This window comes from Chryseobacterium wanjuense, from assembly GCF_900111495.1.
GTDB classification, from domain to species: domain Bacteria; phylum Bacteroidota; class Bacteroidia; order Flavobacteriales; family Weeksellaceae; genus Chryseobacterium; species Chryseobacterium wanjuense.
In genome coordinates this window covers 2,492,935-2,510,636 of the sequence record NZ_FOIU01000001.1, presented here as the reverse complement: position 1 = coordinate 2,510,636, position 17,702 = coordinate 2,492,935, and the positions used below count along the sequence as shown (strand labels likewise).

General features: G+C 37.4%; 13 protein-coding genes. 4 read left to right on the top strand and 9 right to left on the bottom strand.

The annotated features are described in order from the left end of the window. Positions 1-41: 41 nt before the first annotated feature. Positions 42-914: an alpha/beta hydrolase gene (locus tag BMX24_RS11105; RefSeq protein WP_089792520.1), complete on the bottom strand. Its 873-nt coding sequence runs from the start codon at positions 912-914 to the stop codon at positions 42-44. A 301-nt stretch (positions 915-1,215) separates the two neighbouring features. On the opposite strand from BMX24_RS11105, the gene BMX24_RS11100 reads away from it, so the two are divergent. After that, positions 1,216-2,097: a DUF808 family protein gene (locus BMX24_RS11100; RefSeq protein WP_089792518.1), complete on the top strand. Its 882-nt coding sequence runs from the start codon at positions 1,216-1,218 to the stop codon at positions 2,095-2,097. Between the two features lie 78 nt (positions 2,098-2,175). Next, positions 2,176-3,093: an acyltransferase family protein gene (locus BMX24_RS11095; protein WP_089792516.1), complete on the top strand. Its 918-nt coding sequence runs from the start codon at positions 2,176-2,178 to the stop codon at positions 3,091-3,093. 53 nt (positions 3,094-3,146) lie between these two features. Here BMX24_RS11095 and dnaJ read toward each other — a convergent pair whose 3' ends face one another. The 5 genes from dnaJ to proS all read right to left on the bottom strand — a co-directional run bounded on the left by dnaJ (position 3,147) and on the right by proS (position 9,485). After that, positions 3,147-4,262, bottom strand: a complete 1,116-nt coding sequence (gene dnaJ / locus BMX24_RS11090; RefSeq protein ID WP_089792513.1) for a molecular chaperone DnaJ — start codon at positions 4,260-4,262, stop codon at positions 3,147-3,149. A 98-nt stretch (positions 4,263-4,360) separates the two neighbouring features. After that, positions 4,361-4,897 carry a nucleotide exchange factor GrpE gene (locus tag BMX24_RS11085; protein WP_089792511.1) on the bottom strand — a complete coding sequence of 179 codons (537 nt, stop codon included), beginning with the start codon at positions 4,895-4,897 and terminating at the stop codon, positions 4,361-4,363. A gap of 231 nt (positions 4,898-5,128) precedes the next feature. Beyond that, positions 5,129-6,463, bottom strand: a complete 1,335-nt coding sequence (locus BMX24_RS11080) for an Nramp family divalent metal transporter (RefSeq protein ID WP_089792509.1) — start codon at positions 6,461-6,463, stop codon at positions 5,129-5,131. A gap of 113 nt (positions 6,464-6,576) precedes the next feature. Beyond that, on the bottom strand, positions 6,577-7,881 hold the full coding sequence (locus tag BMX24_RS11075; RefSeq protein ID WP_089792506.1) for an OmpA family protein: 1,305 nt from the start codon (positions 7,879-7,881) through the stop codon (positions 6,577-6,579). Between the two features lie 128 nt (positions 7,882-8,009). After that, positions 8,010-9,485 carry a proline--tRNA ligase gene (gene proS, locus BMX24_RS11070; protein ID WP_089792504.1) on the bottom strand — a complete coding sequence of 492 codons (1,476 nt, stop codon included), beginning with the start codon at positions 9,483-9,485 and terminating at the stop codon, positions 8,010-8,012. 178 nt (positions 9,486-9,663) lie between these two features. On the opposite strand from proS, the gene BMX24_RS11065 reads away from it, so the two are divergent. Then, on the top strand, positions 9,664-10,722 hold the full coding sequence (locus BMX24_RS11065; protein WP_170835690.1) for a prolyl-tRNA synthetase: 1,059 nt from the start codon (positions 9,664-9,666) through the stop codon (positions 10,720-10,722). A 32-nt stretch (positions 10,723-10,754) separates the two neighbouring features. Beyond that, positions 10,755-12,161 carry an OmpP1/FadL family transporter gene (locus BMX24_RS11060; RefSeq protein ID WP_170835689.1) on the top strand — a complete coding sequence of 469 codons (1,407 nt, stop codon included), beginning with the start codon at positions 10,755-10,757 and terminating at the stop codon, positions 12,159-12,161. A 65-nt stretch (positions 12,162-12,226) separates the two neighbouring features. Here BMX24_RS11060 and BMX24_RS11055 read toward each other — a convergent pair whose 3' ends face one another. From BMX24_RS11055 to BMX24_RS11045, 3 genes are all read right to left on the bottom strand, one after another. After that, entirely contained in the window at positions 12,227-13,879 is a 1,653-nt protein-coding gene (locus BMX24_RS11055) for a RagB/SusD family nutrient uptake outer membrane protein (protein ID WP_089792500.1), read from the bottom strand. 10 nt (positions 13,880-13,889) lie between these two features. Beyond that, positions 13,890-16,631, bottom strand: a complete 2,742-nt coding sequence (locus BMX24_RS11050) for a SusC/RagA family TonB-linked outer membrane protein (RefSeq protein WP_089792498.1) — start codon at positions 16,629-16,631, stop codon at positions 13,890-13,892. Between the two features lie 341 nt (positions 16,632-16,972). Further along, a complete protein-coding gene (locus BMX24_RS11045) occupies positions 16,973-17,701 on the bottom strand; it encodes a ZIP family metal transporter (RefSeq protein ID WP_089792891.1) in 729 nt (242 codons plus the stop codon). Between the last annotated feature and the right edge of the window lies 1 nt (position 17,702).

Genomic DNA, 17,702 nt, shown 5'->3' with positions numbered 1-17,702 from the left:
CGTCGAAGCAGCTTAACTTAGAAATTATCACCAATTACCCATCACTCATTTTTAATCCATTCCAAAATATTAGGATAAATAATACTGTCTCTTTTCATTTTACTAAAAAATCTTGGTGCATGACCGGAGTTTTTCATGAAAACCAATTTATGCGGAACATTATTCGCCGTTAAAGAAGAATCTAAAGCCAAGCCTTGTTTCTGATTCACCAAAAAATCCTGATTTCCCTGAAACAATAAAGTCGGAACATTGGAAATATTGGCAATAGGACTTGCTTTTTTGAATGCTTCTGACAAATTTTTGCGTTGGAATTTCTCACCCACCATTTTCTGAACCGTCGGGGAAGAATATTTTGAATAAAACGAATGTAAGTATTCCGGTGAATAAAAATCGGTCGGACCGCTCAATGAGATAATTTTTTTAATCTGATCCGGGTTTTGATATCCATATAATAAAGCCAGATGTCCGCCTGCACTTTCACCCAATAGAATATAATTGTTGGGCTGAAGTTCTGCTTTCTGAGCCAAAGAATTAAACTTTTCAATCACCGCATGAATGTCCTCCAGCTGTTCCCGGTAAGTGATCTTCTTTGATGCTGATACCGGTCTGTAATTCATATTGATACTCGGAATATTGTTCTTAAAAAGCATTTTCTGAATTTGTATCATATGCTCTTTTCGACCGTATTTCCAGGCACCACCGTGAACAATCAGAACAACCGGAGAATTTTCAGGATAATGAGACGGCAGGAAAACATCCATTTTCTGCTTTTTGTGTTCTCCGTATTTTAGATTGTAGATTTTCTGTTCGTCATTCGTTCCTACCCAAACTCTGAATTTTGTGTTGCAGGAATTTAGTATAAAGCCAATCAACCCCAAAACAAAGAAATGGTATTTAAGAATCAGCTTTTTCATAGAATAAATGTACAGAAAAATATGCTGATAATTACATTTATAAAGATGATTTTTGCCATTCCTGAAACCTAATTAGAAAATTTAACCAGAAGAAAAATGGAACAGTTTGTAAAATAATAAAAATCAAAGATTTTTAAACCTATGTGTTCTTATTTGCAGTTTGTAATGAACTTAAATGACTAATGTGTTAATCGTTTGTGGTAAATAAAAAAGTTCAAATAAGTTCCGTAGATTCTTAAAAAAGAAATTAAAACATTATTTTTGCTGAACTTAACAGATATTAAAAAAACATTAAAATACTATGGCATCTGGTTTTTTTGCAATTTTGGATGATATCGCAGCTCTGATGGATGATGTGGCGGTTACAAGTAAGCTGGCAACTCAGAAAACAGCGGGAATTCTTGGGGATGACCTTGCGGTAAATGCAGAAAAAGCAACGGGCTTCCTTTCTTCAAGGGAGATACCGGTTTTGTGGGCGATCACCAAAGGTTCGTTTATTAATAAACTGATTATTCTTCCTATTGCATTTCTGTTGAATTGGCTCTACAAGCCTGCCATAGAAGTTATCCTTATTTTGGGTGGACTTTACCTTGCCTTTGAAGGGGTTGAAAAAATTATCGAGTTTTTGTTTCACCGTCCCAAAAAAGGATATGAAGTGGTAGAGGAAATTACAGTGGAAGAAGATTCCGAAGAATCTGAAAAATCTAAAATAAAATCAGCCATTACTACGGATTTTATTCTTTCTATTGAGATTGTGATCATCGCTTTAGGAACGGTTATCCAGGAAAATCATCCTTTACTGACGCAAATCCTTACCGTGACTTTTGTTTCGTTTATAGCGACAGTAGGCGTTTACGGAATCGTTGCATTGATCGTAAGAATGGATGATGCAGGGTTTAAATTAATCAAAAAAAGCAACGATAAAGGATTTTTTGGAAAGCTGGGACATTTTTTGGTAAAAGCTCTTCCGATAATCATCAAATTACTAGGAGTTGTAGGAACAATCGCACTGGTGCTGGTTTCAGGAGGAATTTTTGCCCACAATATCCATTATCTGCACGAGTTATTCCCGACATGGCCATCAATTCTTAAGGAATTTACATTAGGACTGGTAGGAGGACTGGCTGCTGTGGCGCTTTTCACGATCGGAAAAAAGATTTATTCTTTAAGACCACGTAAATAATTTAGCTTAAAATTTAAAATATATAAAGCTTATGAATACACTCAATATCCGTATTTCATAAGCTTTTTTTTGTTTGTTATGAGAAGTTTATCCATTGATATCCTGAAGATTATTCTTGCATTTTTTGTGATGTTCCTGCATATGCATTTGTTGAGAAATGTGTATCCTTCTTTAAGCTATGTCTTGGTCAACGGGCTTTTCAGAACGGCGGTTCCTGTTTTTCTGATTATTACGGGATATTATTTTTATTATGTAGACGATATTCAGAAACTGAAAAAATGGTTGATAAGAATCTTTATTCTATACGCTATCTGGACGGTTATTTACATCTCGCTTTGGAAGGAAAAAGACAGCTATATAGCAAACATTATCTTTGGTTTTCATCATTTGTGGTACCTGATCGGGACTTTTTTTTCAGGAATAGTTCTGTTCGCTTTTAGAAAAATATCAGTTAAAATTTTATTTTCATTGATTTTATTTTTTTTCTGTTGCGGCTATGCGATACAGTTTTTAGGGAACGCGCATTATTTTGAAGGTAAAATTGATTCTGTAATGAATTTCTTCCCTACTTACAGAAACTTTTTATTCGTTTGTTTTCCGTTTTTGGGCATCGGATTTTTAATTAAAAAATTACAGATCGATATCAGGAAAAAACCTTCGCTTGTATTTGTATTGGCTGCTATGGGGTTGGTCATTTTTGAAGCTTTTTTAAACTATAAAGTTTTTAAATTAAACCAAAGTGAAAGTATTGATTTATTATTTTCTTTGTTAATAGCTTGTCCGGCTATGTTTTTATACTGCAAAAATATTCCCGTGAAAACGGATTCCAAAATCCTGGCAAGCATTTCTACGGCAATTTACCTCATTCATCCGTTGTTGATGAATTTGATTTATACTTCCCAGATGAGATTTAGAAACCTGATATTTTTAGGTGCCTTAACAAGCGTAAGTTTATTATTGGTTTTTATTAATAGAAAAGTGAAATATTTGCTTTAAAATTTTCATTAAAGAATAAAAAAAAGAGACTTAAAAAAAGTCTCTTTTGTATTTTAGTTGAATAAATCTTTTACCTTTTCAAAGAAAGTTTTTTCCTTTCCGGAAGGTTCTGCCACCATTTCTCCGCTGGACATTTGCTTTTCGAAGAAATCTTTTTGTTCTTTCGTAAGCTTTTGAGGCGTCCAGACATTGATGTGGATAAACATATCACCTTTTCCATAGCTGTCGATGCTAGGAAGACCTTTTCCGGCCAGTCTTAGAATTTTTCCGGATTGTGTTCCAGGGTCAACGGTAATTTTTACTTTTCCGCCCACTGTCGGAACTTCTTTCTTCGTTCCCAACGCTGCTTCAGCAAATGAAATATATAATTCCTGATGAAGGTTGTCGCCTTCTCTTTTGATTACTTTATCGATTTCCTCTTCAATAATCACCAGCAAATCTCCCGGAATTCCACCGAAAGGAGCATCATTACCTTTTCCTCTTACATTCAGCTGGATGCCGTCTCTTGCCCCTGCAGGAATATTGATGGTTACTTCTTCTTCGTCTTTTACCAGCCCTTGAGCATTAGCTCCAGCCGGAATTTTATCTGCTACTTTCCCAATTCCCTGGCAAGTTCCGCAGGTTGTCTGAGTCTGCATCTGGCCAAACATCGTGTTCATCACTTTCATCTGAACACCGGAACCACCGCAGGTAGGACAGGTTTTTGAAGTGGCACCTTCCGCCATCTTCATTTTTTTAACTTTGATAGTTTTTTGGGTTCCGTTTACCATTTCTTCAAGGTTCAGCCTGATTCTGATTCTTAAATTAGAACCTTTCACCTGCTGACGACCGCCGCCACCACCAAACCCGCCGAATCCACCACCGAAAATATCTCCAAACTGACTGAAAATATCTTCCATGTTCATTCCGCCGCCGAAACCACCTCCACCGAAGCCGCCGTTTCCGCCTACTCCTGCGTGACCGAACTGATCGTATCTTGCACGTTTCTGTTCGTCACTCAAAACTTCGTAAGCTTCAGCTGCTTCTTTGAATTTTTCCTCAGCCTCTTTATCGCCCGGATTTTTATCAGGGTGATATTTGATGGCCATTTTACGGTATGCTTTTTTTATTTCGTCGACAGATGCAGATTTGCTGATCTCAAGAACCTCGTAATAATCTCTTTTTGACATAATTTTGTAAGTGAATTTCTTTGAGTGAATTCTTCAAGAGTGACTAAGTGAATTTTTAAATTAACTTTTCACAGCGAAGCGATTCATCATTGACTTTATTAATTTCCTGTAACTACTTTTGCAAAACGGATCACTTTATCACCTAAAGTATATCCGGTCTCGATTACGTCTACGATCTTTCCTTTCAAATCTTCTGATGGCGCAGGAATTTGCGTGATGGCTTCATGGAAATCTACGTTAAAGCTGTCTCCAGCTTTCACTTCCATTGTTTTTAAGCCTTTTTCGGTAAGTCTGTTTTTGAATTTCTGATAGATTAACTCAACACCTTGAAGGTCAGCGGTATTGCCATTTTTAGCAATCTCTTTAAGAGCTCTTTCGAAATCATCCAGCACCCCAAGCATAGAGATCATCATATCCTGGTTTGCGTATTGGAAAAATTCCATTTTCTCCTTCGCTGTTCTTTTTTTATAGTTTTCGAATTCTGCGTATAACCTGATGTAGCGGTCTTTTTCTTCTGCCAAAAGTTCCTCAGCAGAAGGAGTAGCTGTCACATTGTCCCCAGATGTTGCTTCATCCTGAATATTCGTTTCTTCCTGATTATTGATGCTTTCTTCGTTAATATCCTGATTTTCCATAATTCAATATTTATTTTCCTTTTTATTGACAAAGAGTCTGCCAAAGAAAAAAGTGAGACATTTAGGCAGATTGTGGTTGATAGTTGTTGGTTGCTCGTTACTTGTTTTTAGTTGCTGTGTGTTAATTCCCCTCTTCTGGAGGGGTGGCGAAAATTCAGAATGAATTTTTGACGGGGTGGTTTACATTTTTTGCGGCAAACGAGAAATAATTCCTAATAAAAGTTAATTCGATTACTCTCCAAAAAACGTTTGATACAAGAGATAAAGATTTAAAATAATAATAACAAACGAAATGATCCAAACGCAGATTTTCAAAAACGGTTTATTGACAAATTCGCCCATTTTCGCTTTATCACTCGTAAACATTACCAATGGAACAACCGCAAAGCTAAGCTGCATTGATAAAATAACCTGACTTAAAACCAGTAGATCAGTGGTACCTTGTTCTCCGTAAATGATGGTCACGATCAAAGCCGGAATTACGGCAATTAATCTTGTTATTAAACGTCTCAGCCAGGGTTTTAATTTTATATTTAAAAAACCTTCCATTACGATTTGTCCGGCGAGAGTTCCCGTTAAAGTTGAGTTTTGTCCGGAAGCCAGCAAAGCAATCGCAAAAGCAATACTTGCCATGGAAGCTCCCAAAATCGGAGTCAGCATCTTATAGGCATCGTGAATATCTGCCACATGTTTGTTCCCCGTGGTGTGGAACGTAGCCGCAGCCAGAATTAAAATAGCCGCATTAATAAAAAAAGCCAGCATTAATGAAACCGTACTGTCTAAAGTCGCAAACTTGATTGCTTCTTTTTTCCCCTCCCTGTTACGCGGATAATCCCTTGTCTGAACGATACTGCTGTGAAGATAAAGATTGTGCGGCATTACGGTTGCCCCTAAAATTCCTATGGCGATATAGAGCATTGCAGGATTTTGGATGATTTCAGCTTTTGGAGCCAATCCACCTAAAATTTCTTTAAATGCAGGTTGAGAAATTATAATTTCATAAATAAAGCAGGCTAAAATAATGAAAATCAATCCGCCAACAATACTTTCAATCCACCGGAATCCTTTAGACTGAAGCAAAAGAATCACTAGAACGTCTACAGTAGTGATCACAATTCCCCAAGTCAACGGAATATGGAATAATAAGTTCAGGGCAATTGCAGAACCGATGACTTCCGCAAGATCACACGCTGCAATGGCTATTTCACAGAAAACCCACAGAATAAAATTGGTCGTAGGATTGAAATGATCTCTGCAAGCCTGCGCGAGATCCCTTTCCGCAACAACGCCCAGCTTCACAGACAAATGCTGTAAAACCATCGCAAAAATATTTGAAATTAAAATCACAGAAAGCAGGGTATAGCCGAATTGAGCTCCTCCGGCAATGTCGGTAGCCCAGTTTCCGGGATCCATATATCCTACGGCAACCATCAACCCGGGTCCGGCGAAGGCCAGGTATTTTCTCCAGAAGCTTCCTTTCTGAGGAACTTTTATAGAAGAATACACTTCTGATAAGGAGTGTGATGTTTTATCTTTTCGCCAAGCGCTTTTTAATTTCAGATTCATAAATGTTAGAAATGACTAACAAATTTAATTAAATAAATATAAACACGGAAATTAAGACACAAAAAAATCCCGAAAATTACTTCCCGGGATTTAATTTTTATTGGTTCTAAAGATTATTTTGCAAATCTTACAGACATTTTTCGGTCTGAAGCTCTTTCTGCATCTGATGCGCTTGCATCTACTTTAGCAAATTTGCTTCCGTATCCTTCAGCTCCAAGAACTTGCCCGCCTACGCCTTGTTTTGCGAGCCAGTCTTTGATGTAGTTAGCTCTTTCTGTAGAGATTTTCAGATTTACGGCTTCATTTCCTGTTTTATCAGTATACCCGCCGATTTTTACTTTTGCATCCGGATATGCTTTTAAAATAGCAACTAAGTTCTGAAGCTGTCCTTCAGACCCTGCTTCCAGCTGGTTTCCGCTTCCTGATTTGAAATTTACATGGTCAAAATCATACCACATATCTTTCAAAGCTTCGTCGTTTGCAGCATTTTTATATCCGTCGGATTTTAAGAAGGTGATCATCTGATCTTCCATTCCTCCTTTGTAGCCTTTTAATGCTGTTCCGTTCAGGTCGATATTTTCATCAACTTTTCCGGTAGAAGCTGTAGCAGCAGCCGTATCGGAAGACGAAACCGCAGTAGCCGTATCCTGAACTGTTCCCGTAGAATCTGTTCCTGTTGTAGTTGTTGTGGTCGTTTTCTTATCACATTGCTTCCAAAGGAAATATCCTGCAGCAATTAAAAGTAAAAGCGGAAGCAACCATTTCCAGATCGAGCCTCCGCCTTCATTATTATTTCTCTCAGGAAAAGTTCCTGTAGGTGTTGTACTTCTCGTAACCTCAATTTTAGGCTCTTCCGAAGTAGGTGTTTTTATTGTGTCATTATCATTATCAAACTTGTATCCTTTAGCCCAATCACCAATATTTAATGAAGCTAAAGAAAGTCCTGCAGGCAGTAATGTAGAAACGATTCCTTTCTGGTCATTCAGCAGGCTCGAAATCCCTGATCTGTCCAGATTATTATCGGCAGCATATTTTCCGATAGAACCTACCGTAGCTCCTGTTACAAGATTTAACAAAGAACTTGAAGAATTGTTGCTGATTCCTGCGTACGTAGCAATGGTATTTACTAATCCACCCAATTTGTCACCAAAAATTGAAGACAATAAGCTGGAAATGATAGAATTGTTGGAAGATTCTCCCATTAAGTTTCCTAAAATTCCACTCGATGAGGCATTGGTGATGGCATCCAGTACTCCCGGATTATCCGACTTGTTGGCCAAACCACCTATAATCGCAGGTAATAAACCTCCGATTGCTTTTGAAATACCTGACTCGCTCTCTCCAAATTGAGAGGCAGCCTGAGTTGTTAAAGCGGGACCTAATTGTCCTTTAATTAAATCAATGACATTTAAAGACATAATAAATTATTTTGAGATTAATGTCCTATAAATTTAAACAAAAAAACGTCTAAATATCATTTTTAAATAAAAAATCTTTAAAAATTACAAGAATTTTTAAAGATTTATCAATTTTATTTAGGAAATTTTTAATATGCTTTTGCAAATAAAACTCGTCTTTTAGATGGTTTTCCTGAAATTAAAGAAACGCCTTCTTCCACATCATCATCCAAAGGAATACATCTGATCGTTGCCTTGGTTTCATCCTTGATCTGTTCTTCTTCTTCAGCCGTTCCGTCCCAGTGTGCATATATGAAACCTCCTTTTTCTTCAAGAACTTTTTTGAATTCTTCGTAAGTATCAACTTTGGTGATATTTCCGTTTCTGAATTCAAAAGCTTTATCGTAAATATCTTTTTGAATCGTTTTTAATAATTCTTCGATATAAGAATCTAATCCGTCGATCGAGCGAACTTCTTTTGTCAAATTATCTCTTCTTGCAATCTCAACAGATCTGTTTTCCAAATCTCTCGGTCCCATTGCGATTCTGACAGGAACTCCTTTCAACTCGTATTCTGCGAACTTCCAGCCCGGTTTATTTTGGGTGTCGTTGTCGAATTTTACAGAAATTCCTTTTGCTCTCAGTTTAGCCTGGATTTCCAAAGCCACTTCACTGATTTGCTCTAATTGCTCCTCTCCTTTAAAAATTGGAACAATCACCACCTGAATTGGCGCCAGAGTCGGAGGCAATACCAATCCGAAATCATCTGAATGCGTCATGATTAAAGCTCCCATCAAACGGGTAGAAGTTCCCCAAGATGTTGCCCATGCATGTTCGATTTTTCCTTCTTTGTTGGTGAATTTTACATCAAAAGCCTTCGCAAAGTTCTGTCCCAGGAAGTGAGATGTTCCCGCTTGAAGAGCCTTTCCGTCCTGCATTAATGCTTCGATACAATACGTTTCATCAGCTCCGGCAAATCTTTCAGAAGGAGTCTTTAAACCTTTAATCACAGGCATCGCCATGAAGTTTTCTGCAAAATCTGCATATACATTATTCATTTTTTCTGCTTCTTCAATAGCTTCTTCTTTCGTCGCGTGAGCGGTGTGACCTTCCTGCCACAAAAATTCTGCTGTTCTCAGGAAAAGACGTGTTCTCATCTCCCAACGGACAACGTTTGCCCACTGGTTGATCAATATCGGCAGATCTCTGTAAGATTGGATCCAATTTTTATAAGTATTCCAAATAATTGCTTCTGAGGTAGGACGAACGATAAGTTCTTCTTCCAGTTTTGCATCCGGATCTACAATCAGTTTTGACGGGTTATTCGGATCAGTTTTTAATCTGTAGTGAGTAACTACTGCACATTCTTTAGCAAAACCTTCTGCATTCTTCTCTTCAGCCTCAAACAAACTCTTGGGCACAAAAAGGGGGAAATAAGCGTTTACGTGACCTGTTTCTTTGAATTTTCTATCCATTTCATCACGCATTTTCTCCCAGATTGCATAGCCATATGGTTTTATTACCATGCAACCTCTTACTCCTGAGTTCTCAGCTAAGTCAGCTTTTACAACCAATTCATTATACCATTTGCTGTAATCTTCGCTTCTTGAGGTTAATTTTGCCATTATTTTTTTAAATTTTTTTAACTTTTTGCTATTATTGTTATCTAAAAATAAAAATCTATTTTTGATAGATTTTTTGTACCTGTGTTTTGGTACATTTTTGGTACAGATTGCAAATATAATTTAAATTAAAAATCTTTACGTTATCATGAAAAAAAATATACATAAAAATTTGCTTGGTATGTTAAAATCTAAAGGGATTTTAGCAATATCAGGTGGATTATTACTTGTGTCTTGTGGCGCTCAGGTGGGTGGCTACAGCGAGACCGATGGCGTTTATTATGACCCAAATAAAGATACACTTCCGGAAGGCGTGGTCATCAGTGACAGAGGAAACAGAGTAGGAGAAGACTATGATTACTATCAGGATGATTCCAACGTGATCCAAAATGCCGAAGCCAACTCAAGAGAAGGAAGATATGATGAGTGGAATAATTATAACTGGAACACCACTGCAACAGACTCCGACTGGGGAAGCTATGCAGGAAGTGAAACCAATTATTATGACAATTCCTGGGGATGGGGTTATCCTTGGGGATGGTACGGAGGCTACAGCCCATATTGGGGTTGGAACAGAGGATGGGGTCTTGGACTTTCTTGGGGCTGGGGAGGCTCCTGGGGTTGGGGCGGCTGGAATATGGGATGGGGTTACTCACCATATTGGGGCTACTATGATCCTTTCTGGGGCGGATATTACGGAGGTTATGGATACCCTTACTGGGGATATGGCGGATATTGGGGTGGTAACTACTACAGACCAAACTACAGAAGAAGTGGAGCAGACGGAAGAGGATTTAATTCTTACAACGGAAGCTTTGCCAATAAATATGGAGGAAATTCAGGATTCAGAAGAAGCAATTCTAACAGCGGTGGTTTCAGAAGCGGAAACACCAATACAGGAGGTTTCAGAGGATCTAACAATAATGGGGTAAGACCGCAAGGTGGTTTCAGAGGGTCTAACAATAACGGAGTAAGACCTCAAGGAGGATTCCGTAATCCGGGAACTCAGGTAAGACCTAATTATAACCAACAATCTCAATCTAGAAGAAACGACGGCGGATTCAGAAATGATGGAGGATACAGAAATGACGGCGGATTTAGAAACAATGGTGGCTTCAACAACTCCAACAGCGGAGGCGGCTTCAGATCAGGAGGTGGCGGCTTTGGCGGCGGAAGCGGCGGCGGTGGCGGATTCAGATCCGGTGGCGGCGGAGGCGGAGGCTTCAGAGGTGGAAGATAATTTTTAAAAATTAATAACTATTCAAAAAAATAATGTTAAAAAAATCTTTAGTAGCAATGAGCATTTCTGCAGCATTTTTTGCGCAGGCTCAAGATGTTTCTGTGATAAGAAATACTGTAGATGTTTATTCCGGCTCGCCGAGTGTAGGTTCTGCTAAGTTTAATGCGATGGCAGGTTCTAATGGTGCTTTGGGAGGTGATGCGAATTCTTTACTTACTAACCCGGCTGGTTTAGGAGTAGCGATTTCAGGAGAGGTTTCGGGAACACTGTCCATTATGAGTAATAAGAATACATCTTCTTACGCAGGGGCATCTTACGGATACAACATTAATAAAGCTGACCTTGGAAACGTAGGAGCAGTGATGACGTTCCAGCTGATGACTGAAAGTGCCTGGAAGTTTATCAATATCGGGGTGAATTACTCCAACCAATCTATTGAAAACTATATTGAAACTCCGGGTAACAGCAACTTGATCTATGATTTTGACGCGACCAACAGTGCTTCTTTCGGAAGACACGCTTATGACAGATATGGATATTTATCAAAAACAAGCGTTGGGGTAGGTGCAAATTATAATAATAATCTATACATCGGTGCCGGATTGAATTTTTTAAATTCTTCGATCGATCAGTCTGATACAGCTATTTTCAACTCATTGTCTACTGGCGGTTCAGAATATTTCAGCAAGCAGAACACACCTTTCTATGAAAGAGGAAACGGTTTCTCTGCTTCATTGGGGGTAATCGGAAAACTAAGCCCGAATTTCAGATTAGGAGCAGCTTTAGAAACTCCGATGTTCTGGAATATCGACAGAAGCTATAACTTCTACAACGATCCTATTTATGGAGATGATATTGCCGTTGAAAACAGAAAATTCACTTCTCCGCTTAAGGCGACTGTGAGTGCTGCGTTCATTGCAAGTAAAAGTTTTGCTTTAAATGTTGACTATAGTCTTGGACTGACAAAACCAAAATATAAAGAATACGGCGATGCAGAAGCTGAACTGAACGATTTCTTTAAGGAAGATTATAAAAATTTATCAGAATTAAAAATCGGTGCAGAATATAGAATCAAGCAATTCAGATTGAGAGGAGGGTATGCTTATACATCAAGTCCTTTTGATGCTTTAACCGTGAGCAGATATACTGATAGCGGAGATGTGACGGATCAATCATATAACAACTTGATTCTGAACGATAGAAATGCTTTGTCATTCGGTGTCGGATATGATTTCAAATCTTTCTACATCGATGCTTCTTATCAGAATATAAGTTCAAAATACAGCAATCCGTTCTTAAGAGGGGTCGTAGATCCGTCTAACAATATAGAATCTGGTTATTATTCACCGAACTATCTGATCTCCAGCGATGCGTTCGCAGTATCAGATGTGAAGAATGTCAGAAATAACTTCTTTCTTACATTCGGATGGAAATTCTAATTTCCGGATGATGTAATGAGTAATTAAACCCGGCTCCGAATTTTTAATTCGGAGCCGGGTTTTTTCTAATCAGGATTTTGAATAAGATTGGGCTGAATCTGTATTTGCTGCTCCGGAATGTATTCTACAATTCTATTACTAGTATAAGGTACTGTATAGAAAGGATTTGATCCATTGAGATGCGAACCTGGATATTGTCTGTTCATATCCAATTTGTTTCTGAATATATCAAATTTTCTTTGCCCTTCAAAAGCGAGTTCCAATCTTCTTTCATCAAGAACTACATTGAGAAGAGTTTGCCCCGCAGGAACAGACGAATAGGTTGGAATTCCTGCTCTGGTTCTTATTACGTTTACATCAGCTAATGCAGAAGTTGTATTTCCTTTTTTAGCATACGCTTCAGCTCTGTTCAGATACATTTCTGCCAGTCTTACAATCACTGGAGACCATAATTGTGCGATACCTTCTTGCTGAGAGCATTTATAGACGAAAAATTTGGGATATCCATTTCTTTTATCCATATCAAAGTCTGAATAGACATACGTTTTTCCGCCTGTTGAATTATTAAAATAATAATTTGTTTTAAAAGGGGTTACTTCTGTAAAAACTTGATAATTCACGCCATTCATTGTGAAATAGGTATTTCCTCCTTGGATAAAAGTCGGCTGGAATTTGTAGTTGTAGTTTGCACCTCCCGCGGAGTTGGTTTCTTGTTGTACCCAATAAACAACCGGAACTTGAGAAGTGGTATATTTAGGAACAATAAATTTTAATCTTGCATCTTCCGGATGCTGGTTGATAAGATCCAGATAAGTGGATGAAGCATACATTTCTCCCCAGCCAACGCCTTGGATATTGGCGTACATGGATCCTACAGTAGACCAACCGTCAGCATAATCGCCATCTTTATTATATTTAAAAGCAAAAATGGTTTCCGTATTGCTTTCAGGTACTTTGGTGGAATAAGAGGGTAGATCTGTTTTGGATAAAAGCATATATTTTCCGGAATTGATCACTTTATCAGCATATTCAATGGCTTTATCATTATTTTCCATATATAAATATACTCTGGAAAGTAGCGCTTCAGCAGCTAGTTTGGATGCATAAACATTGGATTTGTCAATATTCATGAGTAGTTCTGCTTTTTTTAAATCGCTTACTATTTGATCATATACTGCGCCGACAGTTGCTCTTGGAGGGATGTCATTTATATCATCAGATATTTTCAGTGGAACTCCCAGATTTTGAGTTCCTTGACTGTAAGGCCTTCCAAACATATTAACTAAAGAAAAGTAGACATATGCTCTTAAAAAATAATTTTCTCCAAGTAATTGGTCTGTTGTTGCATCTGTTCCTTCAGCAAATTTTGCGATCGCTCTGTTGCAGCCTACAATAGCCTTGTAGCCGGAATTCCAAGTTATGTTGGTACGAACATTATTTTTAATATTTCTATAATTATAATAATAGAAAAAATTATCTGATGTTACCCCACTTATGTTCACATTATCACCACTGTATTCATTAAATCTATAAAGATTATTAAAAAATCCTCCGGCATTGGCATCTCCTTTTAGAAGAGCGTAGTTTCCTATCGTAATGGTTTGCAGCCCTGTAGCATCTGCCAAGATGACGTCTGATTCTTTAGAGTCATACGGAGACAGATCTGTGTTGCATGAGACGAAAGATAAAGCTATTAATGATATAAGTATTTTTTTCATAATTTTTTTTTTAAAAAGAAAAGTTAAAACCTAAAGAAAATCTTCTAGGAATAGGATAAATTCCTCCCGCAGTGCCGGAATATGTAGTTCCACTATCTGGTGGACCAACTTCAGGATCGACCCCTGAAAATTTGGTAATAGTGAATAAATTTTCACCCATAATGAAAATGCTGGCTGTATTTACGTTCAATTTTTCTATTAAAGATTTCGGAAAATTATACCCAAATCTAATGGATCTTAGCTTCACAAAACTAGCATCCTCTAGGTAACGGGATGAGGTGTTATTTGTTAAATTATTATTATCATATAATGCCACAGGATGGGTAGCAATATCTCCTGGTTTTTCCCATCGGTTCCATCCATTTTGTAATACCATCTGGTTGTAGTAGGGATATGCACCATCAGAATCAAAAAATGATCTGTAAAAGTTATAGATTTGTCCACCTTGTGAGAAGTAGACATTGGCGTTCATATAAAAATTTTTGATGGTAAGATTGGTGCTAAAAGATCCGTAATAGTCAGGAGTTGCATTTCCTACCACCTGCAAACTTGCTTTGTTATAGTCAGATGTCAGGCTTTTGCTTCCATCCGCATTTACTACTTCCCATAGACCTGCACCATTGTCAGGATTTACGCCCATCCATTTTCTCATATAGAAAGAAGTTACATCATATCCGGGAATTGCAGCTCCGTTGCTGTTTAAATATTGTATTGCATTATTTCTGGTAGAAAGTACTTCGTTTTGGTAGGTACTCACATTGAAACCAAGATCCCATGTCACATCTTTTGTTTTTATGAAAGCATAATTCACATTAAATTCCCAGCCTTTATTCTTCACATCACCTATGTTCAGATATTGCCTGTCGACACCTGTTAATGCAGGAAGTGTAACAAGGGCTAATAAATTTTTTGTTTTGTTGTTGAAATAATCTATATTAATGGTCAATCTGTTATCAAAAGCCCTGATATCTGTACCGATATTATTTTGAACAATGGATTCCCACGTAAGGTCAGGATTTCCCAACTGAGACCAGGTTGCACCTATTTGGCCATTGTATTTTTGAGTCAAGGCATAAAGATCCTGCCATCCGTAGTTGGGAGCCGGTGTATTTCCGACAAGCCCGCTACTGGCCCTTAATTTCCATTCGTTAATTTGTTTTACATGGAAGAATTTTTCTTTGTGAACATTCCAACCTGCACTGTAAGAGTAGAATAATCCGCTTCTGTGATTCGCTCCAAATGCAGAAGAAGACTCACTGCGTAAAGACCCCTGAACAAAATATTTTTTATCATATACATACTCGGCATTGAATAAAAGTGCATTGTATGCTCTGTCAAATTTAGTTCCTGATGGTTTATGTCCGGATGATGCGCCTGTGTCGAAAATATCAGTTCCTGGCACGACACCAAATACACCCGCTGTAGATGTCTTATAAAATCGGTCAGAATATTCATATGCTGCAAGTGCATTCACATTATGTACGCCAAAATCTTTATCGAATCTCAACATTTGATTAAAAAACTTACTGATGTCTTTTAGATAAGTTTCGGATAATTCTCCTTTGTTGCTCTCACCGGATATAGATCTGGGATCTATATAGTACATACTGTCGAAATTTCTATAAGTAACGTTATTGGTTGTAATGAATTTCAGATAATCTGTAATTTTGATTTCTGCATCCATATTTCCTACCAAATCCAGTTGATTATTCTTTCCGTAATTCCATTGCTGATCGTAGAGATAATTCCTATGATCTCTACCATACCAGACGGACGTATTTGGATTTACATAGTTTCCGTTGGCATCCCTCGGGTTGTCCCAAGGTAAGTTAAGATACATTTCAAATAGAGATGCTCTTACATCTTTGCCCGTTGTGTAAGACAAACTTACTTTTGGTTTTAAGATCAACCATGGTTTTACCGTTTGTTCATGATTAATTCTGAAAGACAATCTGTTGTAATCAAATCCTTTTATCGTTCCGGTTTCGTCATAATAATTTCCCGAAATATAAGTTTTGGAATTCTGGGAACCTCCTCTGAAGTCTACCGTATAATTTTTGGCGACTCCTGTTTGTGTTCCGTTTTTCAGCCAATTATATCCGGGAGCTCTTACTCCTCTTGGTGCAGTAGCAGGGACATTTTGTAAAGAATTAAAATAATCATAAAACTGCTCACCATCCATCAGTTTAAACTTTCCATTGGTGAAAGTATTAAAAGATGTATTCATAGATACATTCAAAGTTCCTTTTCCAGAAGAAGTTCCGGATTTTGTAAATACCTGTACAATTCCGTTTGCACCTCTAGATCCGTATAATGCCGTTGAGGTCGCATCTTTTAGAATATTAATGCTTTCTATTTGGTTGGGATCTAAATTTGGAGTTCCATTCATCATTACGCCATCTACTACCCAAAGTGCGTCAGTGGGGCCATTAATCGTAGAAGTTCCCCGGATTTTTACGGTGGCGGTAGAGCCGGGTGCTCCGCTTTGCATAATCTGGGCGCCGGCAGCCTTTCCTTGTAGCATGCTGGATACATCAGAAGTGTTGGTATCTTTTAGCTTTTTGTCCGAAATTACCGAAACGGCTGCTGTAAGACTGGATTTCTTTTGTGTTTTGTATCCAACAATGACTACATCTTCAATTTTTTGTTCTTTCAGCGTGTCTTTTTCTTTTGTGTTTTGGGAATAAATCAATCCCGGCATTAAAAAAAAGATTACGCCTACTTTTTTTAAATTGATAGCATTTTTTCTCATACAATTGTGAATTTATTGTCACAAATGTATAAAAAATATTGATTTGATTGATTTTTATTTATTAAATAGTGTTAAATTATTGTATATTTATTAAATTTAAGTGAAAAATTTTAAATAATAAATAAATAATAAAGTAAAATAATAATGATTTGATAAAATATATTATTTGAAATGTTGTTGAATCTTTTTTTTAGTTAATTATTTTAAATACAAACTAATTTTGACTCCAATTATAATAAAAAATTCAAGCTGAAAAGGTATGTGATTAAGAGAATTAATGAAAAAATTATGTATAGTGAAGTATATACGTTTTTTAGAATGTTTTTAAATTAAAATAAGATCTAATGATGATGTCCAACGTGAGGATGCTCGTGGAAAAGATGCATGATTAATGCTAAAGAAACTCCCACAATGACCAGCCCGATCTTTACCCAGTCGATATTGTGGTTTTTATTGCTTTCGAAAATAATAACGGATGAAATATGCAGGAAAATTCCGCCTACAATAGCCAGAAAATAAGGCTGTAAATCAGGATTAAAATAATTTCCCAGCAACATCCCCATCGGTGATGCCAAAGCAAATAAAGCAACGATTAATAATGATGGATAGGAAGGATAAGCTTTAGACTCATTTTTTCTGTTGAATAAAAAAGCTCCCAGGATAAATGAAATCGGGAGGTTGTGAAAGACAATTCCCAACAGGTAAGGAGAAAACTCATGTTCTTCATTAGCCAAAGGTATTCCTTCAATAAAAGCATGCACGAAAAGCCCCACCATTAAAGCTACAGGCAAAATATTATGTTCGCTGTGATGATGAAAGTGGCCGTGTTCAAAACCTTTTGTCAATGCCTCCAGAATCATTTGCAGTAAAACCCCGGCAATCACAAAAATCCCAAGGCTACCGCTGATTTCGGAAGTATAAACCTGCGGAAAAACCTCGTTCAGACAGATGGTGATCAGAAATCCGGCACTTAAAATCAATAAATTTTTCGCCAGTTTTTCTTTTTTACCAAAATGCTTTCCGAGAAATACCCCTGCAATTACACTTAAAATCAGTAATACTACTGCTATC